We start from the raw sequence: 22,475 nt of genomic DNA on the forward strand, positions 1-22,475 counted from the left end.
CTCCATAATAGATTGCTTGATAAAGCTCTTTGACTGCTTGAGCCAGTCACTCTTGGGAATAGCATAAATGCTACTCAAATTATTGGAATTAACGTTGACATATTGTCATTCAGTTTTCAATGTTCATTTTGCAGTGTTCACAATCAACTATACCATTTTTAAATCTCGTTGACAAGTAATGAAGACTACTTAATATACTATAAAGACTTTTTAATAACTTCGCAAGTATCAATTTTACACTTGCTTGTTTTTAATTTTCAACAGTGTTTCAAGTCCGTGTCGTTTTCAGCGACTTTAATATCATATCAAGTCATCCTCTCACTGTCAACACATTAAAATAACTTTTTTTAAAAAAATCACCCCTCTATCAATAGAGGAGTGATTGGGTCAGTTATTTCTTCTTTCTCTTAGCTGTTACTTTCGTGTTTTTAACTGTCGTTACTTCCTGCTGGCCACGTGCTCTTCGTCTGGCTGCTCTCTCTTCTTTAGATGCCGCATTATACTTCGGCATCATTAAAAGCTGAAACGCATTGCATAGAAGTAAGGGGAAAATCGTACAGTACAACCATGTTGTATCTTCTACCTTTAGGAAAGGGATAAGCTCTACCGTTGTCATTACGATCATAAAGAACATCGCCGGAATCACAACGCCACTGTTTGTCAGTTTCTTCTTATAATAGCTCACAATGATTGCACAGATCAGTACGAGTACTGGAATCCAGATGAATTTAACAACATCACCATTCTGCTGGCCGAAACGTAGAAAACGAAAATAGACTAAATCGAAAAATGCAAATAAAGTAATAACTACTTGAATCGGTTTCCACGCTGTACGGAATATTCCGTGTCCTAGCTGATGTATGAATAAATAACTGAAATACGCCAGCTGACTGATAGAAGCAATAAGAAGTCCATATCCCATAAACCAGATCAATGCCGCGAAGAACTCTCCGATGTCTCCTTTAATAAGAAAGACCGTTAATTTATCATAGGCAAACAAGAGGCTGACTAAAACTGTCGTCAAAAGTCCTATTAAAAGAGTGGTGCCATAAAACTTAAGTAAATTTCTAATCGTCACGCTACTGCCTCACTATCTATTAGTTTTACTGATAATCTTTTCTGCCATACTCTGATAAATATGACCCAGTGTATGATCCTCCCCGTAAATAGAAGGTGCAAAATCCGCTTCATCCCATTCCGGCTGAGCAAGAGGAAGTTGTCCTAATAAATCAGTATGAAGTTCACTTGCCAGCTTCTCACCACCGCCTTTACCGAATACATATTCACGATTTCCCGTCTCTTTGCTCTCGAAATAGGACATATTCTCAACGACGCCGAGTATCTTATGATCTGTCTGCAGAGCCATCGCACCTGCACGTGCCGCAACGAATGCTGCCGTCGGGTGAGGGGTCGTTACAATGATTTCCTTACTCTTAGGCAGAATAGTATGGACATCAAGTGCAACATCACCCGTACCTGGTGGTAAGTCAAGCAGAATGTAATCCAGCTCTCCCCACTCTACTTCCTCAAAGAAGTTATTGATCATTTTACCGAGCATTGGTCCACGCCAGATAACAGGTGCATTCTCTTCTACAAAGAATGCCATTGAAATCACTTTAACACCGAAGCGTTCAACAGGTACTATCATCTGACCATTGATACCTGGTCGTTCTGTAATGCCCATCATATCCGGCACACTGAAACCGTAAATATCCGCATCTACAAGACCCACTCTTTTACCGAGACGCGCAAGTGCCACTGCTAAGTTAACCGATACAGTTGATTTACCAACGCCGCCCTTACCAGAAGCAATTGAAATGAACTGAGCATTCTCAAGTTTACGCTCGACAGGCGACGCTGCCTGACCACGGAACTGCTCAAGCTTATCAGATTCCAGTTCTTCGAAACGAAGTCCGACTGTCTTTGCTCCATTTGTCTTAAGTGTCTCTACAACTTGCTGCTGCAGATCAAGCTGAGGCTGCCCGCCTAACTTAGCGATAGCGATTTTTACGCTGACATGCCCTTTCTCTTCTTTAACTGTTAATTCTTTCACACCATCTGTTTCTTTTAATGGTCTATCAAGTACAGGATCTTTCAGCTGACCAACGAGTTCAATCATATGTTCTTTAGTTAACAAGTTAAACGCTCCTTCTTCTTCTATTAAAGCTAGTATAACAAAAAATAAATAATCACAGTATATTATTCTCATTTGCCTTACTTTCACTGTTCAGGGGTATACTATTATTATTCACAAACTAAATAAGCAGAGGAATGAGACGTCATGATACAGAATCATACAATTATGCAATATTTTGAATGGCATACAAACGGTGATGGCAATCACTGGACTAGACTTAAAGAAGATGCACCTCATCTAAAAGAAAGAGGGATAGATGCTGTCTGGATTCCACCTGTTACTAAAGCAGACAATGTTGCAAACCCGGGTTATAGCGTCTACGATGTCTATGATTTAGGTGAATTTGATCAAAAAGGTGAAGTACGTACAAAATACGGTACAAAAGAAGAACTGAAAGCAGCGATCAAAGCTTGCCATGATAACGATATTAAGGTTTATGTGGATATCGTGATGAATCATAAGGCAGGGGCAGATGAAACTGAAGTGTTCCAAGTAGTAGAAGTTGACGCTGAGAACCGTACAAAAATCATCAGCGAACCTTTTGATATTGAAGGTTATACGAAATTCACCTTCCCAGGTCGTGGTGATAAATACAGTCAGTTCAAATGGAACTATACTCATTTCAATGGAACGGATTACGACCATAAAACAGGTAATTCAGGTATTTATAAGATTTTAGGTGAAAATAAGGACTGGAACGAAAATGTCGATGATGAAAAAGGAAACTTCGACTATCTCATGTTCTGTAACATTGACTACAAGCATCCTGATGTTAGAAATGAAATGATTGAATGGGGAAAATGGCTGATTGACGAGCTCGAAATCGATGGTATGCGTCTCGATGCGATTAAACATATCGAATCTTATTTCATCCGTGATTTTGTCAACGCCATGTATGCTCATACGGAACGTCCATTTTACTTCGTTGGCGAGTTCTGGCTCCCTGATCTCGAAACGAATGAAAGTTTCCTCACGGATGCTGAATATGCGCTTGATTTATTTGACGTAAAGCTCCATTACAATTTCAAAGAAGCTTCAGAACAAGGCCAGGGCTATGATTTAAGAACATTATTTGATTATACACTTGTTAAAGAAAATCCTTTGAATGCCGTAACATTCGTTGATAATCATGATTCGCAGCCTGGTGAAGCGCTTGAATCCTTTGTCAAGGACTGGTTTAAACCGATAGCTTACGCTGCTATTTTACTCAGGTATGATGGTTTCCCGGTTATCTTTTACGGTGACTATTATGGCATCGGCGGTGAAATGCCGATTGAAGGTAAAAAAGCAATGATTGATACGCTGCTCTTCATCCGTAAACATAAGGCATACGGGCTGCAGATTGACTACTTCGACCATGAGCATGTCATCGGCTGGGTACGACGCGGAGCCAAGGAAGTTGAAAATTCAGGCTGTGCTGTTATTATCAACAGCAGTACAGAAGAAGCTGAGAAAACAATGTTCGTCGGTAAAGAACGACGAGGTCAAGTGTGGCTGGACTATAATAATATACGTGAAGATGAAGTTATTATTGATGATGAAGGTAACGGTGTCTTCAAAGTTAATCCAGGCAGTGTATCTGTCTATTGTCAGAAAGACGTATAAAAAGAGAGAGCTGCGAAAAATTCGCAGCTCTCTTTTTATCCTTCATCATTCTGATTTAAATCTTCACTATTCGGATAGAAGATTTCAGTCAGTGCATAAAGAATGGCTATAATCAGTAAAATCACAATAAAATTAATTTTAATATGCTCATAGTTAATATGAATCAGAAAATAGAAAAATAAAGTTGCGGACATCACAATGATGACATGAACATTTGGGGGTACAAAATATTGGTTACCCGGATAAAGCCGCTTCAGATTATTGAACATAAACTCAATCAATCTTAGTAGAAAGAAACCGCCCGCGATATAGGATCCGTAATAAAAAAGGTTATCTGCAAAACTCTGATTATAAGTAAACTCTGCCAGATGCAGAGCGAGAAGGATACGGCTCAGTCCAAATAATCCGAACGATACTAGTACAAGAAAAATAAAGCCTGATACCAGGAAAATGCCTGTCATAAAGGAGAGCGTGATGATTGTATTAAAGTTGAATTTAAAACCTTTCATCAAACGTCTCCTTTCATTTATCCATACATTATCGTCAACTTCTTAAAAAAAGAAGATATACCTATTACAGTATATCTTCTCTTATCTCAGACAATCAATTATAATCGAAGACCCATTTCACTGAATGTATCTCCACCATTGATATCGCCTGATTCAAAACCTTTTTGGAACCACTTCATACGCTGTTCACTTGTTCCGTGTGTAAAACTCTCTGGATTGACACGTCCAGTCGCATTTCTCTGGAGCGTATCATCACCTACTGCATGCGCTGCTTTAATGGCTTCTTCAACATCTCCTGCATCCGTAATACCTGATTTTTCTTCATAATGTGCGTAAACACCTGCGAAGTAGTCAGCCTGAAGTTCCATTGCAACAGAATACTTGTTGAACTGCTCTTCACTTAACTGCTGTCTTAAGTGATTGACACGGTCTGAGATACCGAGTTCATATTGAACATGGTGACCGATTTCATGAGCGATAACGTAAGCCATCGCAAAGTCACCAGGTGCATCGAACTGCTGCTCAAGCTGATCCATAAATGATAAATCGATATATACTTTCTGGTCACCTGGACAGTAGAAAGGCCCCATTGATGAGCTTGCGCTACCACAAGCTGTATTCACACCATTTGAAAATAAAACGAGTTTCGGCTGATGATAAGTACGACCGTTTTCTTCAAATATTTTTGTCCATACATCTTCCGTATCTTTTAACACAACAGATGCAAATTGCTTACGATCATCTGTTTTTTCATCAGATTGTGTCTGTGCCTGCTGCTGTTGAGTCGGCTGCTGCTGACCTGGGTCACCGCCGCCTAAAATATCACCTGGGTTACCACCCATCATCATATAGATGATCGCAATGATGATACCGAGACAGCCGATACCACCGCCACCTGCAGCCATACCGCCGCCCGGAAAGCCGCCACCACCGCTTCCTCTGATATCTTCTACATTAGAACTCCCTTGTCTTCCTCGCCACTCCATACGTTTACCTCCGTCTTCACTAATGATTAATTTAATTGTTAAATACCCCAAAAACGAGCTGATTATCACTCCATAAAAAAATAAGCCGATTTCAACGACTTATTTTTCAAAAGCGTGTAGTTTATCGATAGCTGATAAGCCCTTCGTCACCAGATAATACTGTGCTGCTTCACGTTCAACTGTAACAGTCTCATCTTTTTTATCGCTACCGTATACTTTTTTAACTACATATTTTGTCTTATTATTTTTTGTTTCTTTTTTTACGTATTTCTTCGGCAGCCAGACATGATCTTTTTGAGAAGGATGTATAATAATCGTCATCTTATCCCCCAAGTATAGGCCGACTGTTTTATCAAGCTGTCCTTCTATAAGGAAATTATCTTCTGCTTTTTCTTTCGTCAGTAACTCATTCTGCGGTGTAAGAGCTACTTTAGTCAGTTCACCTTTTACGGGCTGGTCACTTTCAGTCTTAAATTGAAGCATAGGTGCGAGCAGTTCTACTTGATTACGTCCTGCAAATCCCTCAAAGTAAGGTTGATCAATTCCCATCGTCACGACAGGCTTATCCTGACGATTGGCGGTAAACGCTTGTAATTGGTTGTTATCAATATCAAGGATAGTGCCTGATGCGCCTGCTTTAATTGTCTGTTCACCGATGTGATTATCAATTTCTTTTTGCTGCTGTTCAAGAATACTGATATTATTCTCTGCTTTTGTCTGTTCAGATTCAAGCCAGTTAATCTGAGCTTGAAGCGTCGTACTCTCTTCAGGTGCTGCTGTAGCGAGCCTTTCCTTATAAGCTGCAATCTGTCCTTCAATCTGTTCTTTTTCGACACGTTTGTTATCGAGCTGAAGGCTGAGTTCAGTTTGGTCATCCTCTTTGTCGTTCTCACCATAAGTGAAGAGTGGATTTCCTGCCTGTACTACTTCTCCTTCTTTTACATGTAGTTTAACCGCTTCTTTCTTACCCGGCTTTAAATAGTAGGCTGACTGCTGCTGAGCCACTTTGCCTTCTATTTTCAGGGTCTGATTTTTTATATAATTATCCACATATAGCGTATTTTCTGCTTCGTTCGATTTAACGGCCATATAAATGCCGGTGCCTGCTACAATCAATACAATCAGCAGAGACAGCAATAACGGCCAGAACCATTTACTTTTCATAATTCCCCTCATTCATCATGTCTTTCCTTTATTCTAACAGTTCCAGCTGCTGGTGAGATTAAAGTTTTGTAAATCATTTTATGAGACGATCGTCATCTGTTTTGATATGTCCATTAAAGTTCTTCACCTGCTGACGCTTCATCGATTGATGATAACGTACCAGTATAAAGAAGAAAAGAATCGAGACAAAAAGTGAGACAAAGCCCATCCATGTTAATTCTCCTCGTCCATCCGCCAGAATATAGTAGTAGGCAAAATATAGATTGATAAGTGCCATTGCGCCGAATCCGATATAAGGTAACATCTCTACCTCCTACAGAATATGATTATCAACCAGCGCCTGATGGGCTGTCTCGATACTATCTTTACCTTCTTTATTTTTGAGAGGACTGAATTCTGATGTACGGTCTACTTGTAATGTTTTAAAAGAATCAGCATAACGGAAAATGTCAAAATAGAATTTCTCAAATTTCAATGTCTCTTTTTTCTGAATAGCAAAATCTTCATCCAGCTGTTCAAGATTTTTAATCGCTAGATGGTAAGGGAGTGCTTTTGCTGAAGCCTCTTCAAGGAAGTCCCGTCTAAAAATATGAATACCGATATTCCCATTATCAAACTGGTTCTCCATTCCTTCTGGCAGCTCTGTATATTCCATCACCTGTTTTTTATTATCTGCCATGATCACACGACCTACACTCTCACCATTTAATGGCTTAATCGTCTTCGTCGTCACATCTGCCTCCGATTCCACTGCAAGACCGCAGAAAACAGGATCCAGTACTTTGACGAGGACGTTATCAATATTATTGAGATAAATGAAATCGACACCTCTTTTTTTCATGGTCTGATAGAGACCTGTCGCAGCAAGTGCCTCGTAGATACCGCCATTACCATTAGGTGCTGTTAATAAGCGGCCTTGTGCATTTAAGAGCAGCTGCCCTTCAGGTGATAGTGCAACGATATTAGGCTGTTTGAAGAAGGTAATATCTTTCTCGTCATAATTAAAATATTGATACGTCTTAAAGAATTCAATCGTTTCATCATGGTTGATATCACTCGTCATAATAAACCAGGGGATAGTGGTATTACATTCCGCTGACAGTTTCAGCAGCTGCTTCGCCTGAAGTTCAAACAGACTGATATCATTGAAACTGAATGTGCCTTTTGGTCCTGGATGAGCGAGACGTGTTCCCTGTCCACCTGCCATCAGAAGGGCAGCAAAGCGTCCGACTTTGATGGCTTCAAGTCCCAATTGTTCAAGAGACGAACGGCGCTCTTCAGTCATATCTGATTTCACTTCAACATCTACATCTGCCAGATGACCTGCAGGTGCTTCAACTTGTCGATTGACATAAACGTCGTTATAAAGCGTTTCGACTTCTTCCAGATTAATTCCATCCAGATCTAATGCCAGTTGGTTTTTTTCATCCTCTGACATCATGGTCAGCATATCTGCCAATGCGAATTGATTGTGTTGTGTTAAGTCCTGCAAGTTAGCCATAATTTCTCCTTTTAATTCCGTAATTTATTATCAATTTATCCAGCTCATTGTCCGATGAAACATTTCCACATAAATCAAGTAAGCAGTAAGCAATGAAAATGTCGTTGCAAGAGATAAGTCCATTATACCGCCTGTCTTGAAATTGATGGGCGATGTCACTTTAAAATCCAGAGGAAAGAAAAGTGCTACGCCTCTTGGAGTCAGCATATCGAGCAGGATATGACTCGCTATGCCTATTATAGCGCACACGATATAGGTAAAATCAATATTAAGCATCGTCAGCAGCACTGCTACAAGAGCCATAAAGAAAAAAGAATGCGTAAGCGTACGGTGTCCGAAAAAAAAGCTGATCAATTTGCTGAGCAACTTCATATGTCGGCCTATTTTACTGCCCGCATGACAGATATCAGGTACTAGACTGAACAATGCAGTGGTAGCAATGATTACAGCTGACGTCCCCACATCACTCGTTGTCTTCAGGGCATAACCTGTACCTACCAGAATACCAAAAGCGAGATGTGTCTTACCTGTCATCTGACTCCCTCCTTTTAGTTTTCATCCATTTCATCGCTTCACGCTCACTCAGTGGCGAGAGCTGATGATTGCTGACAAATCTTATAACAAAATCAGGATTTGTCTTGGAATATTCCCGCAGTATCCAGCCTATCGCTTTTCTAATAAAAAATTCTTTTTCGTGCTTCAGTTCATCTATCATTGCTATTAAGAGAGATTCATTCATCTGCTCTTTAAATTTAAGCTGATGGAGAAGGCCCGCACGCTGCAGCCAGAAGTTATCAGACTTCACCCAGGACCACATCCGATGAAGTTCATCTTCTCCTCTATTTTTTATGATGTGACCTGCAATATTAGGACTGATGTCATCGATTGAATCCCACCAGCTGTGCTGTAGCAGCAAACTTTCTAGAAAGTACAGGTCACAGGCATAAAGCGTATCCTTCTGACGTTCCAGTATGCGAATCGCCATATAATGATACTCACGCTCTTCTTCTAGAAAGAGGGCCTGCGCGAGGCACTTAAGCCCCTCTCCCTCAGGTAGAGTATATGTCTTAAAAAGCAATTTGTTGATCGGTGCCAAGTCCTTCTTCCTTATACCGAGAAATGGAAACTGATATCGCATATAGCGACTCATCGCTTCAGCCTCCACCTCATTGAGATGAGGCTGATAAGTATCTTTAATCGTTTTTAAATTCAAAATCATAAGTCACTCCGCACACTTTCTTCTATCCGTATTATCCATATATTATACTGTTTATCTGCCAAAAAGAAATTAATTATTCATGTCTATCATTCATGAGAAGAATAGCCGCTTTATTTGTAAGCGTGACAAAAAAACGGTATATTATAGATATACAAACATGAAAAGGATGTGTTTATCAATGGCAATGACAGTAACTAAGAATGATAAAGAGGTTAACATTAAATGGCGTGTTGCAGACATCACTATTCCTAACGAAGATATCGTAAGCGTTAAAGAAGATACAAATATTTATGCAACGACTGAAGAAGATAAAGATAATGTTGTACGTATCGGTTCTACATTCGGTAAAACGAACCGTATTCTTTTAGATACTAAAGATAAACATTACATCATCTATACACATAACGACAAAAAAATTCTTAATGAATTAAATAAATAATCAAATAGGTCGCACATTGTGCGGCCTTTCTATCTTATGGGGAGGTCTGTTCCATGGAAAATTTAAATGACAAAGTCGCTCTCGTAACCGGTGGGTCACGAGGGATAGGACGCGCTACAGCAATTGCTCTAGCTAATGAAGGAGCTAAAGTAGTCATCACAGGACGTGATTTTGATGCATTAAATGACACAATCGAGATGCTTGATACAGATGCGTCAGCTGTCGTCTGTGACATGACGCGTGCTGAAGATATTGAGGCTGCTGTTGCACATACCATTGAGACATTCGGACAGATTGATATTTTAATCAATAATGCCGGAATTATGAAAAATGCGACATTCCTTGAAACATCAGTTGAGGATCTACGTGATATGCTCAATACAAATGTCATCGGTGTTTTCACTATGATGCAGCAAGTACTGCCGCATATGATTGAACAGAAGTCAGGCGACATCGTTAATATTGCTTCGATGTCAGCAGTGAACGCTTCGGCTCAGACTGCTGCTTACTCAGCAACTAAATTTGCAGTGACGGGTCTTACTGAAGGAGTTATGCGTGAAATGCGTGAACATCAGATCCGTACTTTCACGATTAATCCATCAGCTGTACTCACAGATTTAATCGGCGAAACTTCACTTGATCCGGAAAGTATGATTCATCCGGAAGATATCGCAGAAGTGATTGTCAGCCAGTTGAAGTTGAATCGCCGTACATTTATTAAAACCAATCAGATCTGGGCGACTAACCCTGTTAAAAAATAAGGAGGTATTCACATGTTTATTGTAACGAACCGTATTAAAATGAAATCTGGATTCGCTGAAAAGATGGCACCCCGCTTCACTCAAGGTGGAGGTATCGAAGAACTTCAAGGTTTCATCAAGATTGAAACTTGGTCTGTACAAGGCAATGACGAACACGATGAGCTTCACGTCAATACTTATTGGGAAACACTTGAAGACTTCGAAGCATGGAAAACGTCCGATGTCTTCAAAAAGGCGCATCAGCGTCCATCAGGGGGATCACAAGGGGAATCACCGATGCTCGGCTCCGAACTCGTCATCTCAAAACTTGAAACATCACTTGAAAAATAACTAAAAGAGCCTGCTGAATTGAAGTGACCCCCGAAAGTTAGACTTTTTGGAATGGAGAAATCCATTCCTTTTTTTATGCAGTTTTCAAACTTAGAGTTTTCTCTCTCAGTTCGCCTGTAATCCTTCTGTACCCATAGTTCCCATCATTTTCTTCGAAAATCTTCTTTATCTCATCTTCTATCTCCTGGTCTTCATTTTCTTTATCAAACTGTTTCTGCCAGTACATATATGTCGCCTTCGGAAAATTTAGTGCTTCAAGGATAACCTTTAATCTGAATTCTTTTCTGAGTTCCTTAATGACCCGTGATTCGATTTTAGAAGTCGGCTCGGTATACTTATCCCTGAAGCTTTCAACTTTTTTATATAGGCCAGCTCAGCTCTAAGGAGTTCATTCTCGCGTTCAAGGTTTTTGACATAGTCAGTTTTACGCTTATCAAGTTTCTTCGGTTTATTCATCGATGGACGTCCTTTCTTCTTTTCAGTCAATCCATCTATAGCATGTCTGCGAAAAGCAATTCTCCAGGCAGCGATAAGAGACGGATTATTGATGCGGAATTTGGCGGAGGTGATGGTCAGTGAAGCATCATTTTCCCTCATCCATCTCAGTATAACAATTTTATCTTCCAAACTATATTTCGTTCTTGTTTTTTTACGTTCCAGTCCTTCTATGCCGGAGGCACAGTAGGCCAGATACCATTTTCGAACCATTGAATGACCAATTCCATGGCGTTTACCAATTATTTGATATCCTCCTAGACCATTGATATATTCATTTACTACTTTCAGCTTGAATTCCAAATCATATTTAGCCAAATAAAAACACCCCAAACGTTAGATTTTAGGTCTAACTTTTGGGGTGCAGTACAAATTCAACAGGCTCTTTTAGTTAATAAATAAGATGGGCCATCAATATGATGATCGGCAGGATAATAACCGTTCTAATTAAAAATATTGCAAATAATTTAGGTAGGCTGACCGGTATTTTAGATCCTAAAATAACGCCACCTACTTCTGACAAATAGATCAACTGAGAAATACTGAGAGCACCGATGACAAAACGCGTCATTTCACTCGGTACATCCTGAATGAGTATCGCCGGTAAGAACATATCAGCGAAACCAATTAAAATGGTCTGAGCTGCCTCCTGTGCATGTGGAACTTGTAAAAGATTAAGAATAGGTACGAAAGGTGCTCCTAACAGTTTAAAGAGCGGTGTAAATTCTGCCAGCATTGTTGCGATGGTACCTATTGCCATAACAACTGGTAGCACGGCGAACCACATATCCATGATCGTACGGAGTCCAAGACCAAAGAAATCACTAAAGTTACGGCCTCTATATCCTCTTCGAACTGCATTTTCAAAGCCAAAAGTAAAAGCATTATAACCACTTGGAATATCTTCTTTTAATTTTTCAGTCGAACCGTTCGAGTAAGTATCCGGCACCGAAGATAACGGCCAGATACGCGGCGTAATAAATGCCGCAATAAGACACGATGCAATAACTGTGAAGTAGAAATAGAAAAAGTGATTCATAACATCGACTTGTTTAGCGATAACAATGGCAAAAGTAATCGAGACAACTGAGAAACTGGTCGCAATGACTGTGGCCTCTCTTCTTGTATAGAAACCTTCAGCATATTGCTTGGAAGCCATCATCACGCCTACCGTTCCATCGCCAACGAATGATGCGAGATTTTCAACTGCTGAACGTCCCGGCAATGTAAACAGAGGTCTCATGACTTTGGAGAACATTGGTCCGATGAACTCGAATAAGCCGTAGTCCATCAGGAGAGGTAGGAAAAGTCCTGCAAACAGAAAGACGGTAACGAGTGTCGGTAGTAAATCATTGTAGATCAGCTGACCCGTCGCTTCAGTATTCACATATGGTATTGGCAGTTTAAAGTAAACCGCAATAGCAAATAATGTTCCTATAATACGAATTGTTAACCAGATCCAGTTCACTTCAAATAAATTTTTGATAAACGCTGATCTGGAATGGCGGCGAACCGAGAAATAAATCGATAGTAAAGTTGAGACAATAATAATCATCACAATAAATGTCGGCATAAAACTGCCTACTAATTGTTTTAACCAGCCTGCAAGTAAGGCAATCGGCAACGTCGTCTCACCGTCTACCCGAAGCGGTGTCATGAATAAAAATATACCTAATATCGATGTTAAAACGAATTTCCACATACCTATTCTATGCTGACGAGAAGTTAACTTTTCCATTTTTACCCTCCAAATGGATTGAAAATACATAAATATCAAGTATTATACAATCAGATTACAAATTATTGTTAAAATAATCATATCTTTAATTATTTTATACATTTGTATGAATTATTATACATACTTGTTTTACTATTTTCAATACTTAACGATGATTTTTTTGTAGCGCTTTCAAGAGCGAGAACATCATCATGAAAATAACTACTGAGAAGGGTAATGCCGCGATAATCAATACATTCTGCAGGCCCTGTGTTCCGCCTGCATACATAACGATACCTGCAATCAGTGATAACAGGAGTCCCCATGTCACTTTAACAAGTGAAGTCGGATGAATATCACCATTACTGCTCAGCATGCCCAGTACATAAGTAGCTGAGTCGGCAGAAGTGATAAAGAATAGAGCGATAACAAATAAAGTGATGAAACTCATGATTTTACCGAGTGGATAATGCTGTAACATCGCAAAGGTTGTGGTCTCTACCGGGAATTGTGATAAATCTATGCCATTCAACTGCAGATGCACAGCAGATGCACCGAAGACAGCAAAGAAAATGAAGCAGACCAGTGCTGGTACAAAAAGTACACCTAAAATAAATTCCTTGATCGTACGACCTCTTGAAACACGTGCAATGAATATGCCTACAAAAGGTGCCCACGCAATCCACCATGCCCAGTAGAAAACGGTCCAGTTATTGATCCATGTCCGTTTACCGTTCTCCAGTGGTTCGAGTCGTAATGTCATGTCAATAAAATGTGCAATGTAGTTACCTAAAGTATCCGTAAACGTATTTAAAATATATAATGTAGGCCCGACGAAAAATAAAATAATCATCAGCACAAAACCAAGTACCATATTGATATTACTGAGAGACTTGATACCTTTATCGATACCTGTCCATGCAGACCATGTAAAAAGAATAGTTGATACAATTAAAATCAACACTTGTATCATAAAATTACTTGGAATATGGAATAGGTAGTTCAATCCTTCGTTAATCTGTGCGGTACCAAAACCGAGTGTAGCCGCTACACCCATTACTGTTGCAATAATCGCAAGAACATCAATCGTCTTACCGATAGGTCCGGTCATACGTTTTTCTCCGAACAATGGAACAAGTGTCGCACTGATCAAACCTGGATAACCTTTATAGAAGCTGAAATAAGCAAGAACTAATGCGACGACACCATACACTGCCCAGGCATGAATGCCCCAGTGGAAGAATGCATATTGAAATGCATCATCTACCGCTTCATTAGAACCCGGCTTTGCGCCAGGTGTAGCTTTAAATGCATGACTGATAGGTTCTGCCGTCGTCCAGAAGACAAGTCCCATCCCCATGCCTGCACTGAAGAGCATCGCGAACCATGAGGGTAGTGAAAACTCCGCTTCTTCATCAGCAGCACCTAACTTGATGCCACCGAACGGGGAAAAGAGAATATAAAGACAAAATATCAAAATGATTGCCAATGTCAGTAAGTAGTACCAGCCAAAATTCTCCGTAATAAAAGAAGTCATATCTACTGTAATAGACTTCATATTATCGGGCAGTATAGCACCCCATAAAGCAAATAGCATACAGATCGCAGCCGAAATAATGAATACAGGTGTATATCTTTTCATAAATACCTCCCAAAACTTTTTTTACCGGCTACTTATTCCCTTAATCCAATCAATTAATCAACAAACAAAAAAGAGAAGCCGCGGCTTCTCCCCTTATTCAAATATGATGGATTCCAGCATCTCAATTTCTGATGCTCCCATTTCATCACCCGCTATACGGAACTGGGACTTTGCATTTTTAAAGTGTTCACAGGCCTGCTGCATATCGTTCTGTGCAGCATGCAGTTCACCCAGTGCTCGTTCAGTATGTGCAATGCTCAGTGCGTCCTGTGCTTTTGCACGTGCTTGTTTTAAGAGCTCCTGTGCTGACTGATAATCACCTTTCAACATGACAGTATAGCCATGTGCATAATGATTCGTCGCTTGTCCTTCGTGGTCATCGCTAGTCAGTAATGCTGCTTCCTGCTTGAAGTATTCTTCAGCTTGACTGAATTCACTATCCATCTGTTCAATTGTGCCCAGCTGGTGGAGGATGCTTGGTCGTTCTTCATCAGCTGCCTCTTCCAGCATTGACTGATAGTGTTCACGTGCCTTATCGAATTTCTGGTCAACAATATACAGATAACCTAGCGCATGCTGATAGGCGGATGCCTCTTCGCTGCCCGGTGTCACTTCATTTTTCATTTCTTCAAAAATCTTATAAGCCTGGGCAGTCTCACCATTCTCATATGCTTCAAATGCCGTCTCTATTTTCTGATCAATCATTTCAATTCCTCCCTTTTCATCCATTGTAAAGAGCTCTGATAACGATGTCCATCTGAAGACCATGTTATAATCATAATTAATTATATTGAAAGAGGAATGTTATGTCTTATTTTAAACTTTTTACCTTTATTCTCAGCATATTTGTAGTCGGTATGGTCGAACTGGTTGTAGCCGGTGTACTCACGCTGATCAGTGATGACCTCAATATCTCACCTGCACTGGCGGGCCAGCTGGTGACCATCTATGCCCTGACTTTCGCCATTTCGGGACCGCTTCTTGTCAAATTAACTGAACGCTTTAATCCTAAGTATGTTCTGTTAATCAGTCTTGCCATCTTTATGATAGGTAATGCTCTAAATGCAGCAGGACCTACATTTACTGTCATTGTCATCGGCCGTATTATTGCCTCCGCTGCCGCATCTATTATTGTCGTTAAGATTCTGGCTCTTACTGTTGTTCTCAGCCGTCCTGAAGCACGAGGCAGAATGCTCGGTCTCGTCTATGTAGGTTTCAGCGGTGCCAATGTGTTCGGTGTCCCTATCGGTACAAAACTAGGAGAACTGCTGGGCTGGCGTGCAACGTTCTGGTTAATCGTGCTGTTCAGTCTAGTCGCTGCGGTTCTCCTGATGTTCCAGCTGCCGAATAAGATAGCAACTCAACATAGTGAACCTGCTGACAATCAACTTCTTCATCCAAAAGAAGCGACTAAATACATCAGCATTACATTTATTTTACTCGCAGCGAACTCGGCAGTTTTCACCTATATCAGTCCCATTATGCTCGATCAAGGCTATAATCTGACCGATGTCTCTCTGGCATTATTTGTGGCAGGAATCGGCAGTATGACGGGTACCAGTTTTGGTGGCGCTATGACTGATCGCTTCGGCAGTAGAAAATGGCTGTTAATCAGTCTGAGCGTCTTCATGCTATCACTTTTAGTCTTTAACTTTGTATTATCATCATTTGTTGTGCTGCTATTCATCATATTAATCTGGAACTTCTCAGAATGGAGCACAAACCCGGCGATTCAGATGGGAATTATCAATCAGGTTAAAGGTGATACGAGTCAGATTATGGCATGGAATATGTCTGCGCTGAATGCTGGAATCGGTCTTGGTGCATTAATCGGGGGTATACTACTCGAAAACTTCTCTATTTATTCAAGTCCATTTATCGGTGCTTCTCTTATCGCTGTATGTCTGATGATTGCTTACTCAATTAAACGATAAAATCTAAAAAAAGCTGCCGCATAGAATGCGACAGCTTTTCTTAAACTTTACCGTAATAGCAACGCGTAGTATTGGGCACAATAACCATCCCATCTTCTGCGAACGTCTCAAATAACGAAGTCAGGGCAGCTTTAAAGGATTCATACTCCGGTGCATCCTCTTCTGGTGCATAACTGGACGATAAAGCACGTTCAATAAAACATTGCAGACCATAACTCAGATCATTCTGCGCCTCAAAAAGTTCAAAATCACCGTCGAAGAACTGACGAATCGTATCATCATTACTCGTGATTCCGTTACTGTTGCCGATATAATCAGGACAGTAAGCCTTGATGATATCCTCCGTCCGTCTATTGATCAGTGCATCTTCATCTTTCACATTCCATATCAGACAGACTTGTCCACAAGGCATGAGAATACGTCTGCATTCATCACGGAATAGCTGCCAGTCAAACCAATGAAAACTTTGAGCTGCTACGACAAGTTGAACAGACTTATCATCTATCTCCGAATGTTCTGCTGGTCTTTCAAAAACTTCAAGCTGATTGCACAGCAGTCCATCACGTAGTCGTTCTGCCATCTTCTGATTAGGTTCTACCGCTATAACCCGGCAGCCTAAGTCGAGTAACTTCTCAGTCAGCTTACCTGTTCCCGCACCCATATCAGCGATGCACGTCTCTTCTTTAATATTAAACTGCTGCTTTAAGAAGTTTAACAGTTCATCCGGGTAAGATGGTCTACTTCTCTCATAGAGAGCTGCTTTATTTGTGAAAATGTCTGTATAATCCACACATGTTCCTCCCGTCAAGGGACTAGATAAAATACTGTGTCAGTCGCCCTTTATCTTCAATCAATTCTATCATACCATAAGCCCCGTTAATAATCGCCATCTGTGGCGGCTTATGTCCAAAATCCACATCATAAATAACCGGTATGTTTAACTCTTTTGCAATATCCCGGTAAACATCAGGGTAGGTATAATCTTCTTTTATATCTGGTTTTCCGACGCGTCCAAACAATAGACCAGATGTATCTTTAAACCATCCAGCATACTTCATCTGAGTTAATGAACGTTTTAAATCGACTGTATCAAGCTCGCTGTCATCGATATACCACATGACCTGCTCACCTTGTGTGAAATGCTCCCTGAAATACGGAACGTTACCGTAAGGTGTTCCAATCAGATGACGTATCGTATCGATACATCCACCTAATATACGTCCTTCAAACTTTACTTCATGTAAGGGCTGGCCTTCTGCCCCTATGGCCTGCCACTTTGTATTCTCGGTCAAGTTAAAGACCATTTCAGTCGGGTGTTCATGATCCCATTCAAGCTGATACAACACTGATGCCTGCTGAGTAATTTTTTCACCCTGTTTTGTCTCTAGTACATCTGACCACTTTGCTGTCACTTCATCCATTTTTTGTCCTCGTAAATCGACAATATTGGCCATGTGGGCTGTCGCTATACCTGTACGTAGTGTAATCGGCAGAAGAAGTGTGGATATATCAGAATATCCTGTCAGCCATTTGGGCTTTATACGCTCAAAATCTAAATATTCGAGTACTTCGATAGCCAGATGACCGCCCCACGGTGGCATGATGAAGTCAATTCTGTCATCCTCCATCATTGCCATCAGACCCTCAGCTCTCTCTTTTGCTGTCGCTGCACGAGCTTTTTCATGGCCCCATATCATTTCATTTTTAATGACTTCAAAACCCCGTTCTTTCATACGAGTGAATGCAGTCTCGAACATCTCTTTCGCCGAACTGAAAATGCCATTTGAAACTGGTGTAATACCGATTGTACTGTTATCTGGTAGTTGTGGATACTGCATCTTTATCATCCTCTTCTATAATGTCCTGAATAATACCTACTGCACTTAAATAAGTATAGATAATGACAGGACCTACAAATTTAAAACCTCGTTTCTTCATATCCCGACTGATCATTTGTGATAATTCAGTCGATATAGGTACATCTTCTTCACAAGCGTAAGTATGAATAACAAGTTCACCTGCTGTAAACGACAGTAAATACTGTTCAAATGACCCACATTCCTCCTGTACCTTCTGAAAGGTCTGTGCGTTAGTAGTGATACTGCTAATTTTAAGTCTATGCTTAATCATTCCCGGTGCCTGCATAAGCCGTACAATATCTTCTTCCTTATACATGGCAAGCTGACCTACATCGAAGTCATGTAAGGCTGCAGTAATAATAGAACGTTTCTTGAGAATGGTCAGCCATGAGAGACCTGCCTGAAACCCTTCAAGAATGAGCATTTCAAAGAGATACTGATCATCTCCTCTCCTGCCCCATTCATTGTCATAGTAATCAGCCATCAAAGGATGACTGTCTGCCCATTTAGGTCTTACCATAGCCTCACTCCTCATTATTTTTATTATAACTAAAAAAGTGCTTTCCATAACAGAAAAGCACTCCTTTTATATGTTTTTTTCATTTATAGAAAACAAAGCCGATCATCAGTCCAGTTAGCACCACAAGCCAGGGTGCCATTTTCAAGTAATATAATGCACAAAAAAGAACAATAAAAAAGAAGTAGTCACGGATATCCACCAATGTATGGGTGATGATGGGGTTAATCCATGCAGCTGTCAGTATACCGATGACACCTGCATTGATACCAGCTAATGCTCGTCTCATCACCTGCTTCTCCCTTAGCTGATACCAGAAGGGCAGGCATCCTGACACGAGAAGAAAGGCCGGCAGAAAAATCGCAATCATCGCAAATAATCCACCGCGAAACCCAGCCATCACTGCTCCAATGTAAGAAGCAAAGGTAAATAACGGACCTGGTACTGCCTGGGCAAGACCATAACCTGCAATAAAATCATCCGCTGTTATAAAAGAAGGCACAAATTCCTGTTCAAGTAAAGGAAGCACGACGTGACCGCCACCAAAAACGAGCAGCCCTGAGCGATAAAACTTCTCAAAGACGACAAGTGATTCATAATCGTTCAATTTCGCCATTAACGGCAGCGCTAATAATAATACTAAAAGCGATAGGCTGACCATGCCTGTTTTTTTAGAAATCGGTAACTTAAAAGACTCATCCGCTACGATTGAACCGGATTTAAAGAACAGGATTCCCATCATGCCGGAGAATAAAATAATGACTATCTGCGTCAGGGAACTTGAGAACAGAAGACAACCACTGAGTGCCGTCATACTCAGTATAACTGCCTGCCAGGAGCTCAGGCTGATCTTCGCCATACCTATGATAGCTTGTAAAACGACCGCCACAGCGACCAGTTTAAGACCTTGTATCCAGTCAATATCTTCAGGCATAAAGCGGACTGCCAGTATAAGAAACAGAACTGAGGGTAAGGTAAAGCCTAAAAAAGCCGCAATACCACCGAACAGGCCGCCTCTGATCAGTCCGATCCCAATCCCTACTTGACTACTGGCAGGACCGGGCAAGAACTGACATAGTGCCACTAAATCCTGATAGGATTTATCAGACAGCCATCGCCGCTTCCCGACATATTCCTCCCTAAAATAACCAAGATGAGCAGTAGGACCGCCAAAAGAAGTCAAACCTAATTTTAATGCCACTAAAAATATTTCCACTAGTTGTCTCATCCGTCACCTCTTGACTCTGTTTATTCCATACTACAACAGAAAACAAAAAAGCAATCATTAAGAAATTGTAAAGATGTCTGGATTATTAAGATTTTGTGAAAACGTATACATATTTTAACTGTGAGTATATAATAAGAACATTAATAGTGAAAGAGGATGTGACCCTATGACGCAAATCACTATCAAATCCTATAAATATCCTAATGTCCCCTACATTGAATATTCAGGGGAACTGCTGGAAGAGACCAGTCACTACTGGTTTGTAAAATGTCCTGAAAACAATATTCTTAAGCACCATATCAAAAATAAAGAACTCACATATAAGGAAGCTTCTCTGCACTTTTTCTCAAAATATCACGGGTATACAGTCTCAATTGCCATTAATGAGCAGATGGCACCTATCAGTATGTTCTGCAACATTTCTACTCCATGTACGTTTAAAGACGGCCATATCACTTATACAGATATCGATATCGATTACGTAAAAAGCAGTGACGGACAATGGTTCATTAAAAATAGTGATACTTATATTGAAAACAGCCGGCAGTTTCATTATCCTATTCAGCTGACTAACTTCGCTGTCGTCTCGTTACAGGAACTGAAGAATAATATAGCAGATGGCATTTTTCCATTCGATGTCAGCAATTTCAGCTCCATTGAAAAATATTCTGCACACAAAAAATAGCGGTCATATAGACCGCTTTGCTTTATTTAAACCAGCCACGAATCAGTTTTTCAACTTCTGCTGCTTCATCGATGACTTCTTTAATCATCTGTACATTCTTCTGATCAGGAATTAAGTCAGCGATAATCGGTGAATCAAATACAGACTTTACAGCACCTGTAATCGTCTCATCTTTGCGGTCAGCCACTACTGCCTGAGCTGGTTCATCCTTATGTTCTACCCGTTTCTTCGAAGTGAACATATCGAGAACATCAAAAATCATATCTCTCAGCTCATTATAATTATTATGACCCACTAAATCATTCATCAATGTATTCACATCATCATATTTCTTCAATGTCTTACGTGCAGTTCTATAAGCAAGATAACCTGCGCCTGCACCAATACCTATTTTCACCCATTTATTCATTTTGGTTGCCTCCTCTGATTATCTTTAATGTTCTCCCTTTATTCTACCCAGTTCCCTTGTCTGAAAACAGGAACAATTTGACCCTCACGTGTAATACCGTCAATATCAAGCTGGTCGCTGCCAATCATAAAGTCGACATGAATAAGTGAATGGTTAAGACCTAATGCATCCTGTTCTTCATCAGACATGTCACTAGCGCCAAGCACTGGTCCTGGATAGGCTTTTCCGATTGCGATATGACATGAAGCATTTTCATCGAACAATGTATTGTAGTAGAGAATACCTGAATTGGAAATAGGTGAATCCACTGGTACGAGCGCTGCTTCGCCTAATCGACGTGCACCTTCATCTGTGGCTAATAATTCCGCTAATACGTCATAACCTTGCTCTGCTTCGAAGTCGGTAACGACACCCTCTTTAAATGTCAGCTTGAAACGATCGACTAACTGACCATTATAGCTGAGAGGCAGGGTATTGCTCACTACACCATTTACACGGCGATAGTCCGGAGATGTGAATACTTCTTCAGTCGGCATATTTACCCGGATATCCAAGCCTTTACGATTTTTGTGGCCGCCCCCTGTGAAGCGCGCACCATCAATAAGACCAATCTCAAGGTCAGTACCAGGTGCTGTATATTTCAGTCGATCAAAGTTATAGTCCGACAGCCATTTTGCACGTGATTTCAGGAACTTGCTGTGTTCGTCCCATGCTGCGACTGGATCTGGCTGATCGACACGAACTGTCTTCAGAATATAGTCCATCAGTTTCTCTTCTGCTTCTGCAACCGGTAATTCAGGGAACACGAGCGCTGCCCATTCAGCAGAAGGATATCCTACGATACACCAGTTCTGGTCATATTTCATGCGTGAAGCACTTAGTTCCGCCGCTGCTTCGCGTGCCGAGCGATTGGCTGCCATCATTTTATCAGTGTCCGCCTCCTTTAATGCTTCAGGAGACGTCGCATGAATATAGAGCATCGATATTTTTTCTTCTAAATAAAAGTTATTCTTAGCCTTTACTTGCGGTAAAATCTCCTCGAGTGTTTCCACCGTTTGATGTTTGGCATGCTGCAATGTTAAATCAGTATCTGATAGTTCAGTTAATACACGTTTTGCGCCTAATGTATAACAGGACTCTGTCACAGCACGTACCAGGTCAAGTGCCCGAATATCCGAAACAATAGCGACTGTTTCTCCCTGTTGAACATTAAGTCCGACTTTAGCGATGACCTCAGCATATTTTTTAATCTGTTCTTCAAATTTTTGCATATCAATATCACTCCTTAAATATTATTATATCGGAAACCGAAATAATGAGTAAAGCATAAAAAAAGGA

26 protein-coding genes are annotated in these 22,475 nt (G+C 40.6%); 6 read left to right on the forward strand and 20 right to left on the reverse strand.

Translation table 11 applies throughout. The annotated features are described in order from the left end of the window. Window positions 1–391: 391 nt before the first annotated feature. Window positions 392–1,078 carry a KinB-signaling pathway activation protein gene (locus ERX37_RS05525; RefSeq protein ID WP_133429684.1) on the reverse strand — a complete coding sequence of 229 codons (687 nt, stop codon included), beginning with the start codon at window positions 1,076–1,078 and terminating at the stop codon, window positions 392–394. A gap of 12 nt (window positions 1,079–1,090) precedes the next feature. Continuing rightward, entirely contained in the window at window positions 1,091–2,119 is a 1,029-nt protein-coding gene (locus tag ERX37_RS05530; RefSeq protein ID WP_373282952.1) for a P-loop NTPase, read from the reverse strand. 162 nt (window positions 2,120–2,281) lie between these two features. Between ERX37_RS05530 and ERX37_RS05535 the strand changes: the two genes are divergently transcribed. Next, window positions 2,282–3,742, forward strand: a complete 1,461-nt coding sequence (locus ERX37_RS05535; RefSeq protein ID WP_133429686.1) for an alpha-amylase — start codon at window positions 2,282–2,284, stop codon at window positions 3,740–3,742. Between the two features lie 35 nt (window positions 3,743–3,777). Here ERX37_RS05535 and ERX37_RS05540 read toward each other — a convergent pair whose 3' ends face one another. The 7 genes from ERX37_RS05540 to ERX37_RS05570 all read right to left on the reverse strand — a co-directional run bounded on the left by ERX37_RS05540 (window position 3,778) and on the right by ERX37_RS05570 (window position 9,121). Then, window positions 3,778–4,251, reverse strand: coding sequence for a SepA family multidrug efflux transporter (locus tag ERX37_RS05540; protein WP_133429687.1), 474 nt, complete (start codon window positions 4,249–4,251; stop codon window positions 3,778–3,780). Between the two features lie 98 nt (window positions 4,252–4,349). Then, window positions 4,350–5,237 carry a KPN_02809 family neutral zinc metallopeptidase gene (gene ypfJ / locus ERX37_RS05545; protein WP_133429688.1) on the reverse strand — a complete coding sequence of 296 codons (888 nt, stop codon included), beginning with the start codon at window positions 5,235–5,237 and terminating at the stop codon, window positions 4,350–4,352. A 99-nt stretch (window positions 5,238–5,336) separates the two neighbouring features. Then, the gene (locus ERX37_RS05550) at window positions 5,337–6,401 is read right to left on the reverse strand and encodes an efflux RND transporter periplasmic adaptor subunit (protein ID WP_133429689.1); all 1,065 of its coding nucleotides are present in this window, start codon (window positions 6,399–6,401) and stop codon (window positions 5,337–5,339) included. 73 nt (window positions 6,402–6,474) lie between these two features. Further along, window positions 6,475–6,705 carry a hypothetical protein gene (locus ERX37_RS05555; RefSeq protein WP_133429690.1) on the reverse strand — a complete coding sequence of 77 codons (231 nt, stop codon included), beginning with the start codon at window positions 6,703–6,705 and terminating at the stop codon, window positions 6,475–6,477. A gap of 9 nt (window positions 6,706–6,714) precedes the next feature. Next, window positions 6,715–7,902: a UTP--glucose-1-phosphate uridylyltransferase gene (locus ERX37_RS05560; RefSeq protein ID WP_133429691.1), complete on the reverse strand. Its 1,188-nt coding sequence runs from the start codon at window positions 7,900–7,902 to the stop codon at window positions 6,715–6,717. 30 nt (window positions 7,903–7,932) lie between these two features. Further along, window positions 7,933–8,436 carry a metal-dependent hydrolase gene (locus ERX37_RS05565; RefSeq protein ID WP_133429692.1) on the reverse strand — a complete coding sequence of 168 codons (504 nt, stop codon included), beginning with the start codon at window positions 8,434–8,436 and terminating at the stop codon, window positions 7,933–7,935. Continuing rightward, window positions 8,426–9,121 carry a DNA alkylation repair protein gene (locus ERX37_RS05570; RefSeq protein WP_133429693.1) on the reverse strand — a complete coding sequence of 232 codons (696 nt, stop codon included), beginning with the start codon at window positions 9,119–9,121 and terminating at the stop codon, window positions 8,426–8,428. Before ERX37_RS05570 ends, ERX37_RS05565 begins: the two co-directional genes overlap by 11 nt. Window positions 9,122–9,299: 178 nt before the next feature. Here ERX37_RS05570 and ERX37_RS05575 point away from each other — a divergent pair, with 178 nt between their 5' ends. Genes ERX37_RS05575 through ERX37_RS05585 form a run of 3 tightly spaced genes read left to right on the forward strand, consistent with a single transcriptional unit; the run spans window position 9,300 to window position 10,651 of the window. After that, window positions 9,300–9,560: a SunI/YnzG family protein gene (locus tag ERX37_RS05575; RefSeq protein WP_133429694.1), complete on the forward strand. Its 261-nt coding sequence runs from the start codon at window positions 9,300–9,302 to the stop codon at window positions 9,558–9,560. A 53-nt stretch (window positions 9,561–9,613) separates the two neighbouring features. Further along, on the forward strand, window positions 9,614–10,321 hold the full coding sequence (locus tag ERX37_RS05580) for an SDR family NAD(P)-dependent oxidoreductase (RefSeq protein WP_133429695.1): 708 nt from the start codon (window positions 9,614–9,616) through the stop codon (window positions 10,319–10,321). A gap of 12 nt (window positions 10,322–10,333) precedes the next feature. Continuing rightward, a complete protein-coding gene (locus ERX37_RS05585) occupies window positions 10,334–10,651 on the forward strand; it encodes a heme oxygenase (protein WP_133429696.1) in 318 nt (105 codons plus the stop codon). Between the two features lie 73 nt (window positions 10,652–10,724). On the opposite strand, the gene ERX37_RS05590 is transcribed toward ERX37_RS05585, so the two are convergent. From ERX37_RS05590 to ERX37_RS05610, 5 genes are all read right to left on the reverse strand, one after another. Continuing rightward, a complete protein-coding gene (locus ERX37_RS05590) occupies window positions 10,725–10,877 on the reverse strand; it encodes an IS3 family transposase (RefSeq protein ID WP_133429697.1) in 153 nt (50 codons plus the stop codon). A 41-nt stretch (window positions 10,878–10,918) separates the two neighbouring features. Next, window positions 10,919–11,464, reverse strand: a complete 546-nt coding sequence (locus ERX37_RS05595) for a transposase (protein WP_133429698.1) — start codon at window positions 11,462–11,464, stop codon at window positions 10,919–10,921. A 73-nt stretch (window positions 11,465–11,537) separates the two neighbouring features. Then, on the reverse strand, window positions 11,538–12,884 hold the full coding sequence (locus ERX37_RS05600; protein ID WP_133429699.1) for a YjiH family protein: 1,347 nt from the start codon (window positions 12,882–12,884) through the stop codon (window positions 11,538–11,540). 145 nt (window positions 12,885–13,029) lie between these two features. Continuing rightward, the gene (locus tag ERX37_RS05605) at window positions 13,030–14,505 is read right to left on the reverse strand and encodes a BCCT family transporter (RefSeq protein WP_133429700.1); all 1,476 of its coding nucleotides are present in this window, start codon (window positions 14,503–14,505) and stop codon (window positions 13,030–13,032) included. 93 nt (window positions 14,506–14,598) lie between these two features. Further along, window positions 14,599–15,210 carry a tetratricopeptide repeat protein gene (locus ERX37_RS05610; protein WP_133429701.1) on the reverse strand — a complete coding sequence of 204 codons (612 nt, stop codon included), beginning with the start codon at window positions 15,208–15,210 and terminating at the stop codon, window positions 14,599–14,601. A gap of 101 nt (window positions 15,211–15,311) precedes the next feature. Between ERX37_RS05610 and ERX37_RS05615 the strand changes: the two genes are divergently transcribed. Then, window positions 15,312–16,439: an MFS transporter gene (locus ERX37_RS05615; RefSeq protein WP_133429702.1), complete on the forward strand. Its 1,128-nt coding sequence runs from the start codon at window positions 15,312–15,314 to the stop codon at window positions 16,437–16,439. 40 nt (window positions 16,440–16,479) lie between these two features. Here the strand turns inward: ERX37_RS05615 and ERX37_RS05620 are convergent, their stop codons facing one another. The 4 genes from ERX37_RS05620 to chrA all read right to left on the reverse strand — a co-directional run bounded on the left by ERX37_RS05620 (window position 16,480) and on the right by chrA (window position 20,043). Further along, window positions 16,480–17,229: a class I SAM-dependent methyltransferase gene (locus ERX37_RS05620; protein WP_133429703.1), complete on the reverse strand. Its 750-nt coding sequence runs from the start codon at window positions 17,227–17,229 to the stop codon at window positions 16,480–16,482. Between the two features lie 22 nt (window positions 17,230–17,251). After that, window positions 17,252–18,277, reverse strand: a complete 1,026-nt coding sequence (locus tag ERX37_RS05625) for a S66 family peptidase (RefSeq protein ID WP_229713178.1) — start codon at window positions 18,275–18,277, stop codon at window positions 17,252–17,254. Further along, window positions 18,252–18,818, reverse strand: a complete 567-nt coding sequence (locus ERX37_RS05630) for a DNA-3-methyladenine glycosylase I (RefSeq protein ID WP_133429705.1) — start codon at window positions 18,816–18,818, stop codon at window positions 18,252–18,254. The genes ERX37_RS05625 and ERX37_RS05630 overlap by 26 nt, the downstream gene beginning before the upstream one ends. Window positions 18,819–18,897: 79 nt before the next feature. Further along, the gene (gene chrA / locus ERX37_RS05635) at window positions 18,898–20,043 is read right to left on the reverse strand and encodes a chromate efflux transporter (RefSeq protein WP_133429706.1); all 1,146 of its coding nucleotides are present in this window, start codon (window positions 20,041–20,043) and stop codon (window positions 18,898–18,900) included. A 166-nt stretch (window positions 20,044–20,209) separates the two neighbouring features. Here chrA and ERX37_RS05640 point away from each other — a divergent pair, with 166 nt between their 5' ends. Next, on the forward strand, window positions 20,210–20,728 hold the full coding sequence (locus ERX37_RS05640) for a DUF402 domain-containing protein (protein WP_133429707.1): 519 nt from the start codon (window positions 20,210–20,212) through the stop codon (window positions 20,726–20,728). A gap of 22 nt (window positions 20,729–20,750) precedes the next feature. On the opposite strand, the gene ERX37_RS05645 is transcribed toward ERX37_RS05640, so the two are convergent. Continuing rightward, on the reverse strand, window positions 20,751–21,137 hold the full coding sequence (locus tag ERX37_RS05645; protein ID WP_133429708.1) for a hypothetical protein: 387 nt from the start codon (window positions 21,135–21,137) through the stop codon (window positions 20,751–20,753). A 38-nt stretch (window positions 21,138–21,175) separates the two neighbouring features. Further along, window positions 21,176–22,408 (reverse strand): aminopeptidase, encoded by a 1,233-nt coding sequence (locus ERX37_RS05650; protein WP_133429709.1) that lies wholly within the window; start codon window positions 22,406–22,408, stop codon window positions 21,176–21,178. Window positions 22,409–22,475: the final 67 nt, after the last annotated feature.

The organism is Macrococcus hajekii (assembly GCF_004359505.1).
Classification (GTDB): domain Bacteria; phylum Bacillota; class Bacilli; order Staphylococcales; family Staphylococcaceae; genus Macrococcus; species Macrococcus hajekii.